This is a genomic window from Sphingomonas chlorellae (assembly GCF_056485145.1).
The window spans coordinates 287382-308425 of record NZ_JBQXXM010000004.1; the positions used below are offsets into that span (position 1 = coordinate 287382).

Sequence of the window (21044 nt, forward strand, 5' to 3'; positions counted from 1 at the left end):
GGATAGCACGCCGCGCGCGTCGCTCAACCGAGCATCTGGGTCAGGTCCATGGGCACGCCGCGTCGCCGCAGCTCGACGGTGATCCGCCCGCCCTCGCCCACGCCGCCGCGGGCCTCGCCAAGCGTCGCCCCCGCCGCGACCCGTGCGCCCACCTTCACCGCCAACGGCCCCAGCCCGGCGATCAGCGTCGTCCACCCGCCGCCATGATCGAGAATCACCACGCTGCCATAGCCGCGGAACGGCCCTGCATAGGCAACCGTCCCGCCCGCCGGCGCCACCACGCCGCTGCCCGCTGCGCAGGCAAGCGTAAGGCCGCGCGCCCGCACGCCCGAATCGGCGATCTCGCCGAAGCCGGTGACGAGCGCCCCCCGCACCGGCAGGCGATAGGCGCCGCGCGCTGGCAATCGCGGCATCACGCCCGGCGCATCGGGACGCAGCAGCGGCCCGGGCAACATTGCGAGCGCGCGGCCCACTGCCCGGGCATCGTCGCCGGCCTGCATCTGGTCGACGATGTCGCGCGCGCGCTCGCCCGCCGCGATCGCACGATCGGATTCGATGAGCGCAGTACGCCCCAGCGATTCGGCACGCAGCCGGTGCGCCGCCTCCAGCCGCACGAGCGCGATCCGCTCGGCCTCGATCCGGGCGCGCCCCTCGGCAAGTCCCGCCAGCGCCTGCGCCGCGCCGCGTCGATATTGCGCCGCACGGCCGATCTCCTCGCGCACCGTCCGGGTCCGCGCCGCGACCTGGGGAATGGCGGTCGCGAGCACCGCGCGCGCATGCACCACGTCACGCAGCGATCCCGGCTGTACCAGTCCCAGCGCCGCCGGCCGGCGCGCCATCGACTGGAGCGCGGCGACAAGCCGGACGATCGGCGCCTGCGCCGCCGCCAGCCGCTGTCGCTGCACCGCCTGCAGCCGGTCGAAGATCGCGATCCGAGCGGTCGCTGCATCGATCGCCGCCTGCGCCGCCCGGATCCGTTCGCCCGCAGCCGCCTCGCGCGCGCGCGCGGCCTGTGCCGCGTCACGCTCGCGTGCAGCCTCGGCCTCAAGCGCCGCGGCACGCGCCTGCGCGGCCCTGGCGGCAGCATCGGCTTCGGCCAGCCGCGCCTGTTCGCCGCGCAACGCCTGCCGCGGGGCATCGGCCAGCGCCCCGCGCGCGCCGATCGCGAGCAGCGTGCCCGCCAGCGCCACGACCATCAGGCTGCGCGCCGGCACCATGGGCTCAGCCCTCGCGGTGATAAGGATGGTTGGAAAGGATCGAGGCCGCACGCCAGATCTGCTCGGCGAGCATCACCCGCGCCAGCATGTGCGGCCAGGTGGCACGCCCGAACGACAGCAACAGGTCGGCCTGCGCACGGTCGGTGTCGTCGAAACCGTCAGCCGCGCCGATCATGAAGCGGAGTTCGCGCACGCCGTCGTCGCGCCAGCGGCCGATACGCTCGGCAATCGCGCGCGACGGCAGGTTCTCGCCCTTTTCGTCGAGCATCACCAGCCGCGTCCCCGGCTCGATCGCGGGCACGCGCCCACCCTGGTCGGGCAGTTCGGTGACGCGCACCGGCCAGCCGACGCGCTTCAGATAGCGGTCGACCAGCTCGGCCTCGGGCCCGCGCCCGATCCGGCCGCGCACGACAAGATGGACCAGCACCGGCCTGCCCCCCGCGCGAGCGCGTCAGGCCTGGCCGGCGGCATTGTCCCCGAACGCCCACATGCGCTCGAGATTGTAGAAGCTGCGCACTTCGGGGCGGAACAGATGGACGATGACGTCGCCGGCATCGATCAGCACCCAGTCGGCGGTCGGCAGCCCCTCGACGCGCGGGGTGCGGCCGAACTGGCCCTTGATCTTCTCGGCCAGCTTGTTGGCCATCGACGCCACCTGCCGCGTCGAGCGGCCCGAGGCGATGACCATGAAGTCGGCAATGCTGCTCTTGCCCGCCAGCGGGATCGAGACGGTTTCGACCGCCTGATCGTCTTCGAGCGAGCTGAGCACGAGCGCATGCAGGGCCTCGACGCTGTCGGCGCCGGGAGCTTGCTGCACTGGGGAAGATGTGGCCAAGGGAACTCCTAGAATTGAACCGGGTCTGTGCACGCCAATGGGCTCGGCACGGACGCAGGCGATATGGGTGCTCGATCCACGTTCGAAAAGTGCCGGTGCCAAGCGGGATCGGCGGCGCGCAACCGTGTCGCCGAAGTCGGGTCGGGGCGGAATCGCAGCAGCACGAGCGCCGGCAAACTCCAACTCGTCCAGTTCTTCGCCTGGCCTGCGGGCCGCACAGCGCGCCGCAGCCAGCTCATCGCAGGGCTTGCGTGAGCACGCTGGTTATATCCCGGCCGCGCGATAACCGCAATCGGAACCTGTCGCGCAATGTCGCGCCACCGGTCCCAGCGGTGAAACTGCGCCAGATTGTCGGCACCCATCAGCCAGATGAAACGGTGCTTGGGGAACAGCGCGATCAGGTTTTCCAGCGTGTCGGCGGTATAGCGTGTGCGGATGCGCGTCTCGATCGCGCTCGGGCGGATCGGGGCGTGGCGCGCCATGCGGCGGGCCGAGGCCAGCCGGACGGCAAAGGGGGCCATGCCCTCCACCGGCTTCAGCGGGTTGCCCGGCGAGACCAGCCACCATACTTCGTCGAGGCCCAGTGCGCGCAGCGCGTGGAGCGACAGCTTGCGATGCCCGCGATGCGCCGGGTTGAACGACCCACCCAGCAACCCCACCCGCTTCGCCCGGCCCAGCATCCGAAAGGACGGTGCGCCGACGATGCGCGCCGTCAAGGCCGCGCCTGCCCGGTGCCGCGCACGATCCACTTGTACGTGGTCAGCCCCTCCAGCGCGACCGGGCCGCGTGCATGCAGCCGTCCCGTCGAAATGCCGATCTCGGCCCCCAACCCGAATTCGCCGCCGTCGGCGAACTGGGTCGAGGCGTTCCACATCACGATCGCGCTGTCGACGCGCGCCAGGAAGGTCTCGGCGGTCGCCGCGTCTTCGGTGACGATCGCGTCGGTGTGGTGCGAACTGTGGCGTGCGATATGCGCGATCGCGCCCTCGACGCCGTCGACCATCCGAACCGACAGGATCGCGTCGAGATATTCGGTATCCCAGTCGGCGTCCGTCACGGGCTGCGTCCGCGGTTCGATCGCGGCGACCTCGGCATCGCCGCGCAGCGCGCATCCGGCATCGGCAAGCGCCGCGAGCACGGTGCCGGCGTCGGCGAAGGCGCGGTCGATCAACAGCGTCTCGGTCGCGCCGCAGATGCCCGTGCGGCGCAGCTTGGCGTTAAGCGCGAGCGTGCGTGCCATCGCAGGGTCGGCCGCGCGGTCGATATAGGTGTGGCAGATGCCGTCGAGATGCGCGAGCACGGGCACGCGCGCTTCGGCCTGCACGCGCGCCACCAGCCCTTTGCCGCCGCGCGGGACGATCATGTCGATCCCGCCTGCGCCCGCCAGCATCGCCCCCACGGCCGCGCGATCGGTGGTCGGGACAAGCTGGACGGCATCGGCGGGCGCACCGCCTGCGGCGAGGCCGGCGGCGAGCGCCGCGTGGATCGCGCGGTTGCTGCGGATCGCTTCGGAGCCGCCGCGCAGGATCGCGGCGTTGCCCGCCATCGTGCACAGCACGCCTGCATCGACGGTCACATTGGGGCGGCTTTCATAGATGATGCCGATCACGCCGATCGGCACGCGCACGCGCGTCAGCACCAGCCCGTTGGGGCGCTCGGCCCGATCGATAACGCGGCCGACCGGATCGTCGAGCGTCGCGACGGCTTCGGTCCCGGCAGCCATCGCCTCGACGCGCGCGGGATCGAGCCGCAGCCGGTCGAGCATCGCGCCCGACAATCCGGCCGCCGTCGCGGCGGCGACGTCCTCGGCATTGGCGGCAAGGATCGCCGGCACCGCGTCGCGCAACGCCGCGGCGGCGTGGCGCAACGCGCGACGGCGCGCTTCGGTCGGCATCGTCGCCAGCGTGCGGGCGGCGGCGCGCGCGCGCGCGGCCATCGCCGCGATCATCGTCGCGGGGTCGGCGGAAGGCGTGTGGGTGTGGTCTGCATCGGCCATCGCGCATGGCTAGCACGCGCGCAGCGAAGCTGGTAGCCTCAGGCCCCATGGGGGACATTGGCGCAGCAGGCGATATCGTCACGGGAGCATTGGTCGCAGGGGCAGTCGAGCCCGGCGGCGGCACGACAAGGCACCACGGGCACGCGCCCGACCTCTGCCTCAACTGCGGAACGCGGCTGGTGGGCGACCATTGCCACGCCTGCGGACAGGCGGCGCATGTCCATCGCTCGCTCGGCGCCATCGGGCACGAGATCCTTCACGGCGTCGCGCATTTCGAGGGCAAGCTCTGGCGGACGCTGCCGCTGCTCCTGTGGCGGCCCGGCGCCCTCACCCGCCGTTACATCGCGGGCGAGCGGGTCCGTTTCGTCTCACCGATGGCGCTGTTCCTGTTCGGCGTGTTCACGATGTTCGCGGTGTTTTCGATCGTCGGCCTCTCGCCGCCGGCCGACATCCACGCAGCAACGGAAATGCCCCGCGCAACGCTCCAAAAACAGCTCGATGATGCACGATTCCGCCGCGAAACGGCGGTGAAGGCGCGTGAAACTGCGCGAAACGACGCCGCATCGCTGGCAAGTATCGATCGCCAGATCGCGCAAGCGGACAAGGATATCGCCTCGGCCAGCGAAACAATCCGGGCGCTCGACGAATCGAATCTCAATATCGACCTGGGCGAACCGCACACCGGCTGGCACCGGCTCGATCACGGCATCGAAAAGTGGAAGAAGAACCCGTCGCTGATGCTCTACAAGCTTCAGTCGAACAGCTACAAATTCTCGTGGCTCCTCATTCCGCTGTCAATTCCGTTCGTCTGGCTGCTGTTTTTCTGGAAGCGTGAATATCACCTGTACGATCACGCGGTGTTCGTGACCTACTCGCTGTCGTTCATGACATTGCTGTTCATCGCCATCACGATCGCCGGCGAACTCGGCGTCGGCCACAATGTTCTCACCAACGTCGCGGTCTTTGTCCCGCCGATCCATATCGCGGTTCAGCTCAAGCAGGCCTATCGCCTCTCCTGGCTGTCGGCCCTGCTCCGCACCGTCGTGCTCGGGATCTTCATCGGCATCATCCTGACGCTCTTCGCGATCCTGCTCATTCTTCTCGGCACGGTCGGCTGAACCCCACGCGCAAAAGCCCCCTCCCGGCATCCCGGAAGGGGGCTTCAACCACCTGAAAATCAGGTCGATTTGTGTCAGGCGCCCTGCGGCGTCGGACTCCCGAACGGCCCCTTGGGGCGTCGCGTCTTGGGAATCGACGTTCCCGCCACCGCCACCGGCACCGGCGTCGCGCCGGGCTCGTCGCGGCCCAGATCCTCGCCGGCCACCAGCCGCTTGATCTCCTCACCGGTCAGCGTCTCATATTCGAGCAGCGCCTGCGCGAGCGTGTGGAGCTGATCGACGTGGTCGGTCAGCACCTGCTTCGCACGCGAAAGTCCGCCCTCGACGAGCCGCTTGATCTCGGCATCGATCAGCTGCGCGGTCTCGTTCGACATGTTGGCCGGGCGGTTGGCGGTATAGCCGAGATAGTTCTCGTCCGACCCGCCATATTCCAGCGGACCGACCGCATCGGACATGCCCCAGCGCGTCACCATGTCGCGCGCCAGCCCGGTCGCATACTGAATGTCGCCGCTGGCACCCGATGAGACCTTGTCATAGCCGAAGATCACTTCCTCGGCGACGCGGCCGCCCATCGAAACCGCCAGGTTCGCGTACATCTTGTCGCGGTGATAGCTGTACGAATCGCGTTCGGGCAGCCGCATCACCATGCCCAGCGCGCGGCCGCGCGGGATGATCGTCGCCTTGTGGATGGGGTCCGAAGCGGGTTCGTGCAGCGCGACGATCGCATGGCCCGCCTCGTGGTAGGCGGTCATGCGCTTCTCGTCCTCGGTCATCACCATCGAACGGCGCTCGGCGCCCATCATCACCTTGTCCTTGGCGTCCTCGAACTCGCTCATTGCGACCAGCCGCTTGCCGCGGCGCGCAGCAAGCAGCGCCGCCTCGTTGACGAGGTTGGCAAGGTCGGCGCCCGAAAAGCCCGGCGTGCCGCGCGCAATCACCCGCGCATCGACGTCGGGGGCCAGCGGCACCTTCTTCATGTGGACCTGCAGGATCTTGATGCGTCCCTCGATATCGGGGCGCGGCACCACCACCTGCCGGTCGAAACGGCCCGGACGGAGCAGCGCCGGGTCGAGCACGTCCGGCCGGTTGGTCGCGGCGATGATGATGATGCCTTCGTTCGCCTCAAAGCCGTCCATCTCGACGAGCAGCTGGTTCAGCGTCTGCTCGCGCTCGTCATTCTGGTTGCCCAGGCCCGCCCCGCGCGAACGGCCGACCGCGTCGATTTCGTCGATGAACACGATGCACGGCGCCGACTTCTTGGCCTGCTCGAACATGTCGCGTACGCGGCTGGCGCCGACGCCGACGAACATCTCGACGAAGTCCGAACCCGAAATGGTGAAGAAGGGCACGCCTGCCTCACCCGCGATCGCGCGGGCGAGCAGCGTCTTGCCGGTACCGGGCGAGCCGACCAGCAGCGCGCCCTTGGGGATCTTGCCGCCCAGCCGCGCGAACTTGGTCGGATCCTTGAGGAACTCGACGATCTCCTGCAGTTCCTCGCGTGCCTCGTCGATCCCGGCGACGTCGTCGAACGTGACCTTGCCTTCTTTCTGCGTCAGCAGCCGGGCACGGCTCTTGCCGAAGCCCATCGCGCCAGATCCCGAATTCTTCTGCATCTGGCGGACGACGAAGAAGGCAATGCCCATGAACAGCAGGAAGGGCAGCGACTGGACGAGGATATACTGCCAGATCGACGGCGATTCTTCAGGACGCGCGTTGATGACGACGTTCTTGCTGCGCAGCGTCGGGATCAGCTGCGGATCGTTGGGAACGATCGTACGGAACTTGCCGTCGCCGGTCAGCGTGCCCGAAATCACGCTGTTCCCGCCGCTTGCCGCCGCGATGTTGACCGCGCGCACCTCGCCGGCCTGCACCTTGTCGAGGAACGCCGAATAGGGGATCGTATCGCCCGCCGCCTGCGTCGCGGGCCGTTCGAACAGGCTGACAAACAGCGCCAGGGCCGCGAGGATGCCCACCCAGATCAGCAGGCTCTTCATCCACGGGTTGCCGCCGCCGTTTTCGGGGCCCTGCGGCTTGTTGTTGTTGTCGTTCATCGGCGTCGATACCTTTCACCGTCCAACATAGGAACAGCGCGGTTAATGGCAATGGAACAACGTCGATCAGTGTGATCGGCGCGCCGGGGCCTCGTCGAACCACCATGAAGCATCGCGCGACCGCGCGATCACCCCCGCAATCGTACCGATACCGCCGGCCCGAAGCGTCGCGATCAGCCGGTCGATTCCGGTCTGGCGCCATGCGGCGTGCAGACCCGCCGCCTGCCGCACGGTGTCGACCGCACGCACCGTCAACCGCCGGACCAATTCGCGCGGCAGGTCGTCAGCGACCTCGAGCCGAACCCGTCCGTCGCGCACCGCCGCACGCGCCGTCCACTCGCGCGCCGCGGCCCATGCGATCGCCACCTCCGCCTCGCGAAGATTGTTCGCCGCCATCGCCAGCCGCGGTACCGGCAGATCGTCGGCTTCGGCCAGCAGCGCACGGATGCGCGCGCGGTCATAATGCGGGTCGCGGTTCGACGGGTCGTCGGCGGCGACCCGGCCCGCCTGCACCACGATCGCCGCCAGTTCGGCACGCCGCCAGCCAAGCAGCGGACGGATCAGTCGCGGTCCGGCGCTCCCCGCCACCAACGGCCGCTCGGCCCGCATCGCGGCGAGCCCGCCCAGCCCCGCCCCGCGTCGCGCGCGCATCAGGAAGGTTTCGGCGACGTCGTCGCACTGGTGCGCGGTCGCGATCCAGCCCGCGGGGCCGGCCCATTCGCCGAGCAGCGCATACCGCGCCTGCCGCGCCCGGTCCGGGACGTTGCCGCCTCCGGCGATCGGCACCTCGGGGATCAGCGTCGCGTGCGGGACGCCCAGCTCGCGGCAGGTTTCCGCGACCATTGCCGCCTCCGCGGCGGCCTCGGCACGCAACCGATGGTCCACCGTCGCCGCGCGGACGGCGCCGGGCCATGCCGCGGCAGCGAGCAACAGCAATGCCAGGCTGTCGGGACCACCCGAGACCGCGACGCCGATCGGCATCGCGGGCGTAAAGCCGCTTTCGACGATCGCCAGGCAGTCGCGCCGAAACCGCGCGACCGCCGCGTCGTCGACGCCGCAGATCACGGCCTCACGGCTTGCACTTGTTCGCGGTCCGGCCGGCCGCGACGCCCGCGCGCATCTCGGCCGACAGCCGGTCGCCATAGAGCTGCGTCAGCTCGGTATAGACCTTGCAGACCTCGCTCGACGGCTTCTTCAGCTTGGTGAGCGCATCGGCGAGATAATAGAGGCTGTCCGGGGCGCGCTCGCCGTTCGGGTTCTTCTTGTAATTCTCGTAGAAGGCGACGGCCGCCAGGCTGGGCGCGCCCGAATCGAGATAGGTGCGGCCGAGCAGATTCTGGGCATAGCTCGCGCGGCGATGCGTCGGATATTTGGCGACCACCGCCTCGAGCGCCTTGCGCGCCTCGGGATAGAGCTTCGCCTGCCACAGCCGGAAGCCATAGACATAGCCGTCCTCGGCGGCATCCCCGGTGCTCGGCCTTTCCACGGCGGCCAGCGCCTGCGCGCGCGCCGGGCTCGGCTTCGCCGCGGCCTTGTCGTCGGGAATCGTCACCGGTTGCGGCTTGATCGGCGCGGCAGGGCGCGTCGTCGGGCGCGCATTGCCCGCATCGCCCACCGCGGCTGCATCGCCGGCCATGCCGCCGCCGGTCGCCGACGCGCTCTCGTCGAAAGCCTTCAGCCGCGCATCGGTCGCGCGCTTATAGGCGTTGAAGGCGTCCTCAAGCTGACGCAGCCGGAACTGGTTCTGCTCGACCTGCCCGGTCAGCGTCGTGATCTGGCTCTCCAGCGACGCGACGCGCTGCGTCAGGTCGGCGACCGGGCTGCTCGCGGGCGTTCCCGGAACCTCGACATTGGTTTCGGGACGGATCTGCGGTTCGACCAGCTGGCCGCCGCCGCCCGGGAACACCTTGCGCTGCACCGCGCGCATCTCGCGCTCGAGCCGGTCGACGCGCCCTTCGATCGGGGTGGTCTGCGCCCATGCACTTCCCGTCGTCCCAAGCGCCGTCGCCGCCAGCGCCACTGCCATCAACAACCGCATCTTTGTCTCACCCCCCGGTGGTGGATTGAGCCGGGCCGGCGCTTCGTCGCCGGCCGCATGTTTCGATACCGTCCGCCGCCCGCCTTCTGGCCGGCAGCGGCGCCTGCATTCGCCTTAGAGCCCGGCCGCGGCGTTGCCAGCCGCATCGGCGCCGCCTGCGCCGGTCGGGGCCGCCGCCGCGCCGGGCTGCGGCCGCTCGGCCGGGTTGCCGGCCGCGGGCGTCGCCGGCACCGGACGCGCCTGCAATGCCGCAGCGCTCACCTCGACATCGACCGTCTGCACGCCGACGCCCAGCGGAGCGACGCGCGATCCGTTGATCAGCACGTCAATGTCGCCCGGGCGCCCGGTGCGAACATGCGGCCGATCGGCATCGGCGGGAACATCATAACGTTCGCCCGCCGCCAGTTCCTTTTCGAACAGGCGCTTGCCGCTCGCGTCGGTGACGCGGATCCAAACCTTGTCGCGCGCGACCAGCGTCACCTGGCCGCCCGCCGGGGCCGCCGCCAGCGCATTGTCCGCCGCGGCATTGTCGGGTGCCGCCGCCTCGGGCGTCGGCGTGGCGCTCGCCTCGACCAGCGGTTCGGGCGCGGGCGCGCCGCCGCGGAACAGGTCGGTCCCAAACCACAGTGCGACACCGACGATCACCAGCAGCGCGACCAGCGCGGCGCCCCAGGCGAGGCCGCTCGGCGGCACGCGCCGGGGGTCTTCCATCTCATAGGTCGGCACCGGGGCCGCACGCTCGGGATTCTCGCCCAGTTCGCGGCGCAGCGCGCGCGCGATGTCCACCTCGTCGGCACCGACCGCGCGGGCATAGGCCTTGGCAAAGCCCAGCGCATAGGTGACCGAGGGCAGCCCGCTGAAATTGGATGCCTCGATCGCCTCCAGATGCCGCTGCGGAATCCGTGTCCGCGCGGCGATTTCGGCCAGATCGATCCCCTGCGCCTCGCGCGCACTGCGCAGACGTTGCCCGACGGTCGCGGGGGGCGGCACAGGGTTGTCGGCGGCTTCGCCTTCCATTCTGATCTCCGGCGGGAGGGTTGCGGCCCGTGGGGCTCCCGCCTGTGTCCGCGGATGTTCCCCAGCGCGACCCCAGTGTCAACGCCGGACTGTGCAAAACACCCGCGGTTCAGGCCAATTCGACCGAATGTCGCGCCGCCCATTGCGCCAGCGCGTCGCGCACCGATGTCGGCGGTTCGGCCAGGATCGCCGCGATGTCGCGCATGATCGCGCCGCGGTCGAGCGAGCGGATCATCGCCTTGATCGGCCCCACTGCCGCCGGCGTGATCGACAGCCGGTCGATCCCCAGCCCGATCAGCGCCATCGCCTCCAGCGGCCGGCCGCCCATTTCGCCGCACACCGCCACCGGCACACCCGCTGCGCGTGCATGCGCACTCACGCGCTGGATGAAGCGCAGGATCGCAGGGCTCAGCCAGTCATACCGCAACGCCAGCTTGGGATGTGCGCGATCGGCGGCGAACAGGAACTGCGTCAGGTCGTTGGTGCCGATCGACAGGAAATCGATCCGCGGCAGCAACAGGTCGAGCACCTCGGCGAGCGCCGGCACCTCGAGCATCGCGCCATAGCGGATCTCGGTCGGCATCTTGCGCCCCCGCCCCGCCAGCCAGGCCCGCTGCGTCTCGAACAGCGCGCGTGCCGCGTCGAATTCCCAAGGCTCGGACACCATCGGGAACATGATGTTCAGCCGCCGCCCGGCGCCGGCCTCGATCAGCGCGCGCGCCTGCGCCTTCATCAACCCGTCGCGGTCGAGCGCGAGCCGGAGCGCGCGCCAGCCCATTGCGGGATTTTCCTCGTCCTCGTCCTGGTCGTGGTTGAGATAGGGGAGCGCCTTGTCGCCGCCGATGTCGACCGTGCGGAACACGACGGGCCGGTCGCCCGCCATGTCGAGCACGTCCTTATACAGCCGGCGCTGCCCCTCGCGCTGCGGCAGCGTCGCCGAAACGAGGAACTGGAACTCGGTGCGAAACAGCCCGATCCCGTCGGCGCCGGTCAGGTCGAGCGCGGCGAGGTCGTCGCGCAGCCCGGCATTGACCATCACCGTCACGCGGTGGCCATCGGCGGTCACCGGCGCCACGTTGCGCAGCCGGGCAAACGCCGCACGCCGCTTCTGGCTCAGCGCCAGCTTGGCTTCGAACGCCTCGACCATCGCCGTGGTCGGGCGGATGAACAGGCTCTCCTCGCCCACGTCGAGCAGCAGCATGTCGCCCTCGGCGATCAACCGGCGAACGGCGCGCACGCGGCCGAGCACCGGGACTCCCATCGCGCGCGCGACGATCGTGACGTGCGCGGTCAGCGACCCTTCCTCGAGCACGACGCCCTTCAGCCGCCGTCGATCATATTCGAGCAGCTCGGCGGGCCCCAGGTTACGCGCGACCAGGATCGAATCCTGCCGCAGCCCCAGTTGCGCCGCAGTCCCCAACTGCCCCGACACGATGCGCAGCAACCGGTTGGACAGGTCCTCCAGGTCGTGCATGCGGTCGCGCAGCAACGGATCGTCGATCTCGCGCATCCGCATCCGCGTGCGCTGCTGGACGCGCTCGATCGCCGCCTCGGCGGTCAGCCCGGAATCGATCGCCTCGTTGATGCGACGGCTCCAGCCCTCGTCATAGGCGAACATCTTGTAGGTCTGGAGCACCTCGTCATGCTCGCCGCCCATGCCGAACTCGGCCTGGCTCGCCATGCGCTCGATCTGCTCGCGCATCTTGTCGAAGGCGGCATAGACGCGGTGGCGCTCGGCCTCGGTGTCCTCTGCAACGGTGTGCTCGATGACGATGCGCGGCTGGTGGAACACTGCCACGCCCTGCGCCATGCCCTCGACGAGCTTGAACCCCGTCACGCGCGCCGCCGCGGTGGACTGGGCACGCGCCGCCGCAGCAACGCTCGCATCGTCGATCAGCCCGGCATTGGCGATCAGTTCGGACAGCACCATGGCGACGGTCTGCAACGCCTCGATCTCGACGTCGGCGTAGCGCCGCCGCTCGCTGTGCTGCACGGCAAGGACGCCGACCGCGCGTTCGCGCCGGATGATCGGCACGCCCGCAAAGCTGCGGAACCGCTCCTCGCCCGTCTCGGGTCGATAGGCGAAATCGGGATGGCTCGCCGCGTCGTCGAGGTTGAGCGTCTCGACATTGGCCGCGATCGTGCCGATCAGTCCTTCGCCCATCGCCAGCTTGGTGACGTGCACCGCCTCCTGCGAAAGCCCGCGCGTCGCGAAAAGTTCCAGCACGCCTTCGCGCAGCAGATAGATCGAGCAGACTTCGCTATCGAGCGCCGATCCGATGATCTCCACAACGGCGTTGAGCTTCGATTGCGCCGGCAGGCGCCGGGCCATCACGTCATGAAGGCGGGTCAGGATCTCGCGGGCGGAGGCAGCAGCGGCAAGGGCCATGGCATCAGCGCTACCAGATTGCGCGGGCCGACGCCAATGGTCGCGTTCACCGCAAGGTTCAGGGAATCGGACCCCAGGCACGCGGCGTCGGGGCGGACGCGTGCGACGCGGGCATCGCCGTTGCAGCCGTGCCCACGGGCGCGATGCGGACCGGCGCAACGCTGGGCCGCGCGACCACGGGCGCGCGAAGCGCAGGGGCGGCCATCGCCGCGGTCGGCCGGACGCCGGGCGCGGCGAGCATGGGACGCGGCGCCGGTCGCGCGGCCGGCCGCGGCGACCAGGCCGGGGCCGGCGCGCGCGGCGTCGGGCGGGTGGCCGACCGCGGCGGCTGGCCGTTCCACGCCATCATCGCCGCAGCCGGCGTCGGGGGCGCGAAGAAGGGCGCCTCGAGCCGCGACAGCGCAGCCGCGGCAAAGTCGCGGAACGCCGCAGGCTCGATCCGCCCCGCCTCGCGCAGCACGGTGCGCGCCGCCGTGCAAAAACCTGCGCGCGCAGCGGGCTGGGCAAAGAAATTGTACACGCGCGTCATCTGCGTCTCATGCGCAGCCTCCCAGGCCTCGCCCAGCCGCGCGCGAAAATCTGCCTTCACGGCCGCATCGGCATCGGCAAGCGGGCGCGTCTGGCGGCGCAGCAACTGGTTATAGGCCGCCACGGTCTGCGCCTCCTCGCGATCGCGACAGGCGAGCGCCGCGACATTGAGCGCGGCGCGCGTATGCCAGGCGGCCTGATCGGGCGACAGGCCGCGATTGGGGCTCGCGATCGCGGGCCCCATGCCGGGGATGGGCAGGTCGAGTGTCCGCGGCACTGCGCCCGGGACAAGATCGCCCGGCGACCCGCGCCATGGTGCCATCGACTGGGCGTGCGCCGGTCCCGGCGCAGCGACACCGATTGCCGCGACCAGGGCCAGCGTCAGCGCGTGTCGCGACGTGCGGAAACGGGAATGGCGCATGGGAACCTTCCTGCCGCGGGCGGGAAACTGCTTCCCGCCCTTCCGGCCTCGATTCCCTTATAGAAAGCCCGGGGCGGACATCGGATCGGTCCGCCTCCGGGATTGCCCGAAGGCTCAGGCCGCGCGCTTCTCCAGCGCGTGCGCAGCCTCGGCCATCAGCGCGGCGATAATGTCGGCGACGGGTTCTTCCTTGGTCACCATGCCCACCGACTGGCCGGCCATCACGCTGCCATGCTCGACATCGCCCTCGATCACCGCGCGGCGCAGCGCGCCGGCCCAGTAATGCTCGATCTCGAGCTGCGCCTCGGCCATCGCGATACGCCCTTCGTCGAGCGCCTGCGCAACCTCGCGCTGCTTGGCGGTGAAGGCATCGCTGCCGGCATTCTTGATCGCGCGCACCGGGATCACCGGCAGGCGCGGGTCGATCTGGACGCTTGCCACCGCGTCGCGCGCCGAAGCGCGGATGAACGCCTTCTTGAAATTGGGGTGCGCGATGCTCTCGGTCGCGCACACGAACCGCGTGCCGAGCTGCACGCCCGCCGCGCCCATGTCGAGATAGCCGGCAATCGCCTCGCCGCGACCGATTCCGCCCGCGACGAACACGGGCACCTGGTCGGCGATCGCGGGCAGGATCTCCTGCGCCAGCACGCTCGTCGACACCGGGCCGATATGGCCGCCCGCTTCCATGCCCTCGACGACGATCGCGTCGACGCCCGAACGGATGAGCTTCTTGGCCAGGCTCAGTGCCGGCGCAAAGCAGATCACGCGCGCACCGATCGCCTTGATCGCGTCCAGGCTGCCCGCCGGCGGCAACCCGCCCGCGAGCACGACATGACCGACGCCGTGGCGCCCGCACACCGCGATCAGGTCGAAAAGCTGCGGGTGCATCGTGATCAGGTTGACGCCGAACGGCTTGTCGGTCAGCGCCTTGGTGCCCGCGATCTCGGCGTCGAGCAGCTCGGGGCTCATCGCCCCGCACGCGATCACGCCGAAACCGCCCGCGTTCGAAATCGCGGCGACCAGATGGCGCTCGGACACCCACGACATCGCACCGCCCAGGATCGCGACCTGCGACCCCAGAAAGGCGCAACCGCGCGCCATGCGGCGGGCAAGACGTTCCTCGCCGACGGTCACGCGTCGTGCTCCTCGCCGGGCGTGTCCTCGGAATCGAGGCCATAGGCGGTGTGCAGCACGCGCACCGCCAGCTCGGTGTAATCGTCCTCGATCACGACCGAGACCTTGATCTCCGACGTGGTGATCGCAAGGATGTTGATCCCGCGCTCGCCCAGCGTCTTGAACATCGTCGCCGCGACGCCCGCATGGCTGCGCATCCCGACGCCGACGACCGAGATCTTGCTGATGCGGATGTCGTGCTTCAGATCCTGATAGCCGATCGCGTCCTTCTGCTTCTGCAGCGTGTCGAGCGCACGGGCCAGTTCGGCCTTGGGCACGGTGAAGGTGACGTCGGTCGAGCTGCTCGAATGCGCGACGTTCTGCACGATCATGTCGACGTTGATGCCGGCATCGGCAAGCGGGCTGAAGATCGACGCCACCGCGCCGGGCCGGTCCGGCACGGCGGTCAGCGTGATCTTCGCCTCACTCTTGTCATGGGCGATGCCGGTGATGAGCTGGCGTTCCATTTCCTCGATTTCCTCTTCGCCCACGATCAGCGTGCCGCGGTGCCCGGTCTCGTCGCGCTTGTCGTCGAACGACGAAAGCACGCGCACGCGAACCTTTTCCTTCATCGCAAGGCCCACCGAGCGCGTCTGCAGCACCTTGGCGCCGACGCTGGCGAGCTCGAGCATCTCTTCATAGGTGACGCGCGTCAGCTTGCGCGCGCGCGGCACGATGCGCGGGTCGGTGGTATAGACGCCGTCGACATCGGTATAGATGTCGCAACGGTCGGCCTTCATCGCCGCCGCGACCGCCACCGCCGACGTGTCCGATCCCCCACGCCCCAGCGTGGTGACGCGGCCATCCTCGGTCATGCCCTGGAAACCCGGGATCACCGCCACCTCACCGCGCGCGAGCGACGCATCGAGCGCGACGGTGTCGATCGACTCGATCCGCGCCGCGGCATGGGCGTCGTCGGTGCGGATCGGCAACTGCCAGCCGAGCCAGCTGCGCGCGGGCACCCCGATCGACTGGAGTACGATCGCCAGCAGTCCGCTCGTCACCTGTTCGCCCGACGCGACCACCACGTCATATTCGCGGCGGTCGTACAGCGACGATGCCTCGCGACAGAAATTGACGAGCCGGTCGGTGTCGCCCGCCATGGCGGAAACGACCACGGCGACCTGGTTGCCGGCTTCCCACTCGGTCTTGACGCGCTGCGCGACGTTGCGGATTCGTTCGATCCCGGCCATCGACGTGCCGCCGAACTTCATTACAATGCGGGCCATCTCGGTTGCTTTGTTCCTGGCCTTGGGAGAGACGGGCCAGCCTGATAGGAGGCGCGCATGGCAAACGCAACTGCAACGACGGTCGCAACGACGATCGACCCCGCCGAAGCCCAGCATTTCGGCCGGCTGGCGGCCGATTGGTGGAACCCGCACGGCTCGTCGGCGATGCTGCATCGCCTCAATCCGGCGCGGCTGCGTTTCGTCCGCGCGGCGGTCGACGCGCATTGGGGCACCGACCCCGCCGATTTCACGCCGCTCGCGGGGCGCACCGGGCTCGACATGGGCTGCGGCGCCGGCCTTCTCGTCGAACCGCTGGCGCGGCTCGGCGCGCAGATGACCGGCGTGGACGCGGCGCCCGAAAATATCGGCGCCGCCCGCGCGCATGCCGAGGCGATGGGGCTTGCGATCGATTATGTCGCGGGTGGAGTCGAGGATCTCGGCGGACGCCAGTTCGACCTCGTCACCTCGATGGAAGTGATCGAGCATGTCAGCGATCCCGCCGCCTTCGTCGCGGGGCTTGCGGGAGCGCTCGCGCCGGGCGGGCTGATGGTGCTGTCGACCCCCAACCGCACGCCGCTGTCGCGCCTCGCGATGATCACGCTGGCCGAGGGCACGGGCGCGATCCCGCGCGGCACGCACGACTGGGATCGCTTCCTCACTCCCGACGAGCTCGTCGCGCTGCTCGAGGGCGCGGGGCTTCGCGTCACGCAACGTACCGGGCTCGGCTTCTCGCCCGCGCGCGGGTTCGAAACGGGGCGCGGCGAGTCGCTCAATTATCTGGTGAGCGCGGTCCGCGCCTGATCGAAGCCGCGTGGGCTGCGCATCAGCGCAGGTTGAGCGCGATGCTGATACAGGCGACCACCGCCAGCATCGCTAGGAACTGGACGAGCGGCCACGGCACCCAGCCCATCCGGTCCATCACGGTCCGGCGGCGGCGGCGGTGTTCGGCGACGCCGCTCGTCACCGCGAGTAACAGCGCTGCAACCGCGCCGGTCCATAGGCTTTCCTGCATCGGCTCGATTCATACTCCCTGGTCGATGCATCATTTAGGTGAGGGATTTTCATGCGCCAGTTTCTTGTCGTTCTTGCGTTGGGCACCACCGCCGCCGCGGTCGCCAGCGTCGCCGCGCGCGAACCCGCGACGCCGCGCCAGACGATCGCGCGCGCGGTCGCTGCCCCCAGCCGCACGCCCGCCAATGTCGCGCGCGACCGCTATCGCCATCCGGTCGAAACGCTCACCTTCTTCGGCGTCAAACCCACCGACACGGTGGTTGAAATCTGGCCGAGCGGCGGCTGGTATACCGAGATTCTCGCGCCGCTCACGCACGGCAAGGGCACGCTCTATGCGGCGGTGCCGGCCGGCAACACCAAGGGCATCGACGCGCTGAAGGCCCGCGACGCCGCGCTCTATGGCGCGATCCGCGTCGTCAGCTTCCCCGCGGCGGCCGGCCAGGCCAGGGTGCCCGACGGCACCGCAGACGTGGTGCTCACCTTCCGCAACGTGCACAACTGGCGGATGGGCGGCCAGGACGGGAAGGATTATTCGCCCGAAGCGTTCAAGCAGATGTACGCGATGCTCAGAAAGGGCGGCACGCTCGGCATCGAGGATCACCGCTTGCCCGAAAGCGCCAGCGACGCGCGCGAGACCAAGAGCGGCTACATCAAGGTGTCGACCGTCCGCCGCCTCGCCGAGGCGGCCGGCTTCAAGTTCGTCGGCGCATCGGAAGTCAACGCCAACAAGGCCGACCCCGCCGACTGGCCGAACGGCGTGTGGACGCTGCCGCCCACCTATGCGCTGAAGGATCAGGATCGCGCCAAATATGCCGCGATCGGCGAGAGCGACCGCATGACGCTCAAGTTCCGCAAGCCCTGACGGACGGCGCCCGCACGGCCGGCGGCCTCCTGCTACGGGGAGCGCCGCCGACCGTTGCGGGGGTTATTTCGCCAGTTTCTCGATCTTTTCCTGCAACCGGGCGAGCTCGGCCTTGAGCGCGGTGACGTCGTCGCCCGCGCCCTCGGCCGTCGGCGCGGCGGCCGGAGCAGCGGCATGGCTCCCCGCGACGCCGGTGCCCGGGGTAAAGGCGCTCGCAGCCGCCTCGAACATCGCCATGTTGCGCTTGGCGAGCTCGGCGAAGGGCGAGTTGGCGAACGCGCCCTCGACCGCCGACTTGAACTGCTCCTGGTTGCGGCGGAAGCTCTCCATCGAAGCCTCGAGATAGCCGGGCACCATCGCCTGCATCGAATCGCCATAGAGCGAGATCAGCTGGCGCAGGAAGCTCACCGGCAACAGCGTCTGGCCGCGCGCCTCTTCCTCCATGATGATCTGGGTGAGGACATTGTGCGTGATGTCCTCGTCGGTCTTGGCGTCGACCACCTTGAAGTCGCGTCCCTCGCGCGTCATCGCGGCGAGATGATCGAGCGTGATGTAGGACGAAGTTTCGGTATTGTAGAGCCGTCGGTTCGCGTACTTCTTGATGATGACGGGGCCTGTCCCCGTTGCAGCCTTTTTCATGGACACCCCCGCGCGTGAGTGACGATGTCCTAACATCCTTTGATCCCGCGTCGCAACAAGGGCCGCGCCCCCTTCCCTTGTTTCTCGCGATGTTGCGCAGCGAAACCGCGACGTCCGGAGCGCGCCGCACCGCGGCGCTCGCCGGGCTGCGCGCCTATCAGGCGGCGCCGCGCACCGCCCCGCCGCCGCCGCGGCCCGCCGTCGCCGCCGCGGGACGCGCCCGCTTACGCGACTATGGCGGGCGGGGCTGGCCGGTGGTGTTCGTCCCCTCGCTCATCAACCCGCCGCAGGTGCTCGATCTGGCGCGCGGACGCTCACTGCTGCGCTGGCTCGCACGCCAGGGGGTGCGGCCGCTGCTCGTCGACTGGGGCTGCCCCGATGTCGCCGCGCGCGGGCAGGACATCGACGCGCACGTCACCGACCTGCTGCTGCCGTTGCTGCGCAGCCTGCCGCGACCGCCGATCCTGGTCGGTTATTGCCTCGGCGGCACGATCGCGACCGCCGCGGCGGCGCTGCATCCGGTCGCGGGGCTGGCGACGATCGCCGCGCCCTGGCACTTTTCCGCCTATGGCGACGCGGCCGCGCCGATCAGCACGATGTGGGATCAGGCCCAGCCGGTGTGCGAGGCGCTGGGCCTGGTGCCGATGGAGGTACTCCAGTCCGGCTTCTGGCAGATCGACCCGGGCCGTACCGTCGCCAAGTTCGAGCGCTTCGGCCGCCTGCCGCCGCGCAGCGCCGCCGCGCGCAGCTTCGTCGTGCTCGAGGACTGGGCCAACGCCGGCGCCCCGCTCACCTATGCTGCCGGGCGCCAGCTGTTCGACGATTTCTACGCCGCCGACCTGCCCGGCCGCGGACGCTGGCGGATCGGCGAGACCGTGATCGACCCGGCGACGATCACCGTACCGCGCATCGCCTTCGCCTCGACTGCCGATCGCATCGTGCCCGCCGCGACGACGGCGGCTTGCCCCGACACGCGGCAGCTCGCGATCGGGCATGTCGGGATGATCGTCGGCAGCCATGCGCGCGACGCGCTGTGGGCGCCGCTTGCGGACTGGCTAAGGCAGGTCGCGCGGAGTAGAACGCGCGCCGACCGTTTCTGAAGGACGGACGATCGCAGGAGATTTACCGCATGACCGATATCGTCATCACCGCCGCCAAACGAACGCCGGTGGGCAGCTTTCTTGGTGCGTTCGCCGCGACCCCCGCGCATGTGCTGGGTCAGGTGGCGATCGAGGCGGCGCTGGCCCAGGCGGGCGTGCGCGGCGACGAGGTTTCGGAAGTGATCCTCGGCCAGGTGCTCACCGCGGCCCAGGGTCAGAACCCGGCGCGCCAGGCCGCGATGGCCGCAGGCATCGCCAAGGAAGTGCCCGCCTGGGGCGTCAACCAGGTGTGCGGCTCGGGCCTGCGCGCGGTCGCGCTGGGCTTCCAGGCGCTGCGCAACGGCGACGCCGACATCATCGTCGCGGGCGGCCAGGAAAGCATGTCGCTCAGCCCGCATGCGCAGCAGCTGCGCGGCGGCACCAAGATGGGTGACGTCAGCCTGGTCGACACGATGATCAAGGATGGCCTGACCGACGTGTTCAACGGCTATCACATGGGCATCACCGCCGAAAACCTCGCCGAGCAGTATCAGGTGAGCCGCGGCGATCAGGACGCCTTTGCCGTCCGCTCGCAGAATCTGGCCGAAAAGGCGCGTGCAGAGGGTCGCTTCCGCGACGAGATCGCGCCCGTGACGGTCAAGACGCGCAAGGGCGAGACGGTCGTCGATCAGGACGAGTATATCCGTGCCGGCGCGACGCTCGATGCGGTGTCGGGGCTGCGCCCGGCGTTCAAGAAGGACGGCACCGTCACCGCGGGCAATGCCAGCGGCCTCAACGACGGCGCGGCCGCGCTGGTGCTGATGCGCCGCGAGGATGCCGAACGCCGCGGCGCGCCGATCTTGGCGACGATCCGCAGCTGGGCCAGCGCGGGCGTCGACCCGTCGATCATGGGCATCGGCCCCGTCCCGGCCAGCCGCAAGGCGCTCGAAAAGGCGGGCTGGACCGTCGCCGATCTCGACCTGATCGAAGCGAACGAGGCGTTCGCGGCCCAGGCGCTCGCCGTGGGCAAGGACATGGGCTGGGATCCCGAAAAGGTGAACGTCAACGGCGGCGCAATCGCGATCGGCCACCCGATCGGCGCCAGCGGCGCCCGCGTGCTGACGACGCTCCTCTACGAACTCCAGCGCCGCGACGCACACAAGGGCCTGGCGACGCTGTGCATCGGCGGCGGCATGGGCATCGCGGTCTGCGTCGAACGCTGACACGCTTCGGAAATGACGGCGCCGGCAGCCCGCCGCGCCGTCATTTTCTCGATTGTTCGCAGGTGCAAAAAGACAGGAAACAACAGCGCGCAAGCACTTGTTTGAATGATCCTTTCACACAGTGTTGCAGATCTGCAACATGGGTCGCCTTATTTCCGATTCATCCCGCATTAATGTTGCATTGACGCGACGTTTTTGCCCCAAATGTTACATCAGGC

20 protein-coding genes are annotated in these 21044 nt (G+C 69.5%); 5 read left to right on the plus strand and 15 right to left on the minus strand.

From position 1 onward, the window contains the following. Positions 1-23: 23 nt before the first annotated feature. Genes ACT3CF_RS12795 through ACT3CF_RS12815 form a run of 5 tightly spaced genes read right to left on the minus strand, consistent with a single transcriptional unit; the run spans position 24 to position 4048 of the window. On the minus strand, positions 24-1217 hold the full coding sequence (locus tag ACT3CF_RS12795) for a murein hydrolase activator EnvC family protein (RefSeq protein WP_478423314.1): 1194 nt from the start codon (positions 1215-1217) through the stop codon (positions 24-26). Positions 1218-1221: 4 nt separating this feature from the next. Then, positions 1222-1644 carry a 23S rRNA (pseudouridine(1915)-N(3))-methyltransferase RlmH gene (locus ACT3CF_RS12800; protein ID WP_478423316.1) on the minus strand — a complete coding sequence of 141 codons (423 nt, stop codon included), beginning with the start codon at positions 1642-1644 and terminating at the stop codon, positions 1222-1224. 24 nt (positions 1645-1668) lie between these two features. Then, positions 1669-2034, minus strand: a complete 366-nt coding sequence (rsfS, locus tag ACT3CF_RS12805) for a ribosome silencing factor (protein ID WP_478423318.1) — start codon at positions 2032-2034, stop codon at positions 1669-1671. A gap of 26 nt (positions 2035-2060) precedes the next feature. Beyond that, positions 2061-2732: a nicotinate-nucleotide adenylyltransferase gene (locus ACT3CF_RS12810; RefSeq protein WP_478423500.1), complete on the minus strand. Its 672-nt coding sequence runs from the start codon at positions 2730-2732 to the stop codon at positions 2061-2063. 32 nt (positions 2733-2764) lie between these two features. Further along, a complete protein-coding gene (locus tag ACT3CF_RS12815) occupies positions 2765-4048 on the minus strand; it encodes a glutamate-5-semialdehyde dehydrogenase (protein ID WP_478423320.1) in 1284 nt (427 codons plus the stop codon). 47 nt (positions 4049-4095) lie between these two features. Here ACT3CF_RS12815 and ACT3CF_RS12820 point away from each other — a divergent pair, with 47 nt between their 5' ends. Then, positions 4096-5166, plus strand: coding sequence for a DUF3667 domain-containing protein (locus ACT3CF_RS12820; protein ID WP_478423322.1), 1071 nt, complete (start codon positions 4096-4098; stop codon positions 5164-5166). Positions 5167-5240: 74 nt separating this feature from the next. Here the strand turns inward: ACT3CF_RS12820 and ftsH are convergent, their stop codons facing one another. From ftsH to ACT3CF_RS12860, 8 genes are all read right to left on the minus strand, one after another. Continuing rightward, entirely contained in the window at positions 5241-7217 is a 1977-nt protein-coding gene (gene ftsH, locus ACT3CF_RS12825) for an ATP-dependent zinc metalloprotease FtsH (protein WP_478423324.1), read from the minus strand. Positions 7218-7283: 66 nt separating this feature from the next. Continuing rightward, entirely contained in the window at positions 7284-8282 is a 999-nt protein-coding gene (gene tilS / locus ACT3CF_RS12830) for a tRNA lysidine(34) synthetase TilS (RefSeq protein WP_478423326.1), read from the minus strand. Positions 8283-8286: 4 nt separating this feature from the next. Then, complete coding sequence (locus tag ACT3CF_RS12835; protein WP_478423328.1) at positions 8287-9243, minus strand: hypothetical protein; 957 nt, start codon at positions 9241-9243, stop codon at positions 8287-8289. Positions 9244-9369: 126 nt separating this feature from the next. After that, on the minus strand, positions 9370-10272 hold the full coding sequence (locus ACT3CF_RS12840; RefSeq protein ID WP_478423330.1) for a helix-turn-helix domain-containing protein: 903 nt from the start codon (positions 10270-10272) through the stop codon (positions 9370-9372). Positions 10273-10381: 109 nt separating this feature from the next. Next, positions 10382-12661, minus strand: a complete 2280-nt coding sequence (ptsP, locus tag ACT3CF_RS12845) for a phosphoenolpyruvate--protein phosphotransferase (RefSeq protein ID WP_478423332.1) — start codon at positions 12659-12661, stop codon at positions 10382-10384. A 58-nt stretch (positions 12662-12719) separates the two neighbouring features. Beyond that, complete coding sequence (locus ACT3CF_RS12850) at positions 12720-13610, minus strand: hypothetical protein (protein ID WP_478423334.1); 891 nt, start codon at positions 13608-13610, stop codon at positions 12720-12722. 114 nt (positions 13611-13724) lie between these two features. Next, the gene (locus ACT3CF_RS12855; RefSeq protein ID WP_478423502.1) at positions 13725-14711 is read right to left on the minus strand and encodes an NAD(P)H-dependent flavin oxidoreductase; all 987 of its coding nucleotides are present in this window, start codon (positions 14709-14711) and stop codon (positions 13725-13727) included. A gap of 29 nt (positions 14712-14740) precedes the next feature. After that, complete coding sequence (locus tag ACT3CF_RS12860) at positions 14741-16012, minus strand: aspartate kinase (RefSeq protein WP_478423336.1); 1272 nt, start codon at positions 16010-16012, stop codon at positions 14741-14743. Positions 16013-16069: 57 nt separating this feature from the next. Here ACT3CF_RS12860 and ubiG point away from each other — a divergent pair, with 57 nt between their 5' ends. Beyond that, positions 16070-16813, plus strand: coding sequence for a bifunctional 2-polyprenyl-6-hydroxyphenol methylase/3-demethylubiquinol 3-O-methyltransferase UbiG (gene ubiG / locus ACT3CF_RS12865; RefSeq protein ID WP_478423338.1), 744 nt, complete (start codon positions 16070-16072; stop codon positions 16811-16813). Between the two features lie 22 nt (positions 16814-16835). Here ubiG and ACT3CF_RS12870 read toward each other — a convergent pair whose 3' ends face one another. Further along, positions 16836-17024, minus strand: coding sequence for a hypothetical protein (locus tag ACT3CF_RS12870; protein WP_478423340.1), 189 nt, complete (start codon positions 17022-17024; stop codon positions 16836-16838). 51 nt (positions 17025-17075) lie between these two features. On the opposite strand from ACT3CF_RS12870, the gene ACT3CF_RS12875 reads away from it, so the two are divergent. Continuing rightward, positions 17076-17885, plus strand: coding sequence for a class I SAM-dependent methyltransferase (locus ACT3CF_RS12875; RefSeq protein WP_478423342.1), 810 nt, complete (start codon positions 17076-17078; stop codon positions 17883-17885). A 63-nt stretch (positions 17886-17948) separates the two neighbouring features. On the opposite strand, the gene phaR is transcribed toward ACT3CF_RS12875, so the two are convergent. Further along, positions 17949-18524: a polyhydroxyalkanoate synthesis repressor PhaR gene (gene phaR, locus ACT3CF_RS12880; RefSeq protein WP_478423344.1), complete on the minus strand. Its 576-nt coding sequence runs from the start codon at positions 18522-18524 to the stop codon at positions 17949-17951. A gap of 89 nt (positions 18525-18613) precedes the next feature. Between phaR and ACT3CF_RS12885 the strand changes: the two genes are divergently transcribed. Both ACT3CF_RS12885 and ACT3CF_RS12890 read left to right on the plus strand, forming a co-directional pair. Then, the gene (locus ACT3CF_RS12885; protein ID WP_478423346.1) at positions 18614-19624 is read left to right on the plus strand and encodes an alpha/beta hydrolase; all 1011 of its coding nucleotides are present in this window, start codon (positions 18614-18616) and stop codon (positions 19622-19624) included. A gap of 29 nt (positions 19625-19653) precedes the next feature. Continuing rightward, entirely contained in the window at positions 19654-20826 is a 1173-nt protein-coding gene (locus ACT3CF_RS12890) for an acetyl-CoA C-acetyltransferase (protein ID WP_478423348.1), read from the plus strand. Positions 20827-21044 lie beyond the last annotated feature (218 nt).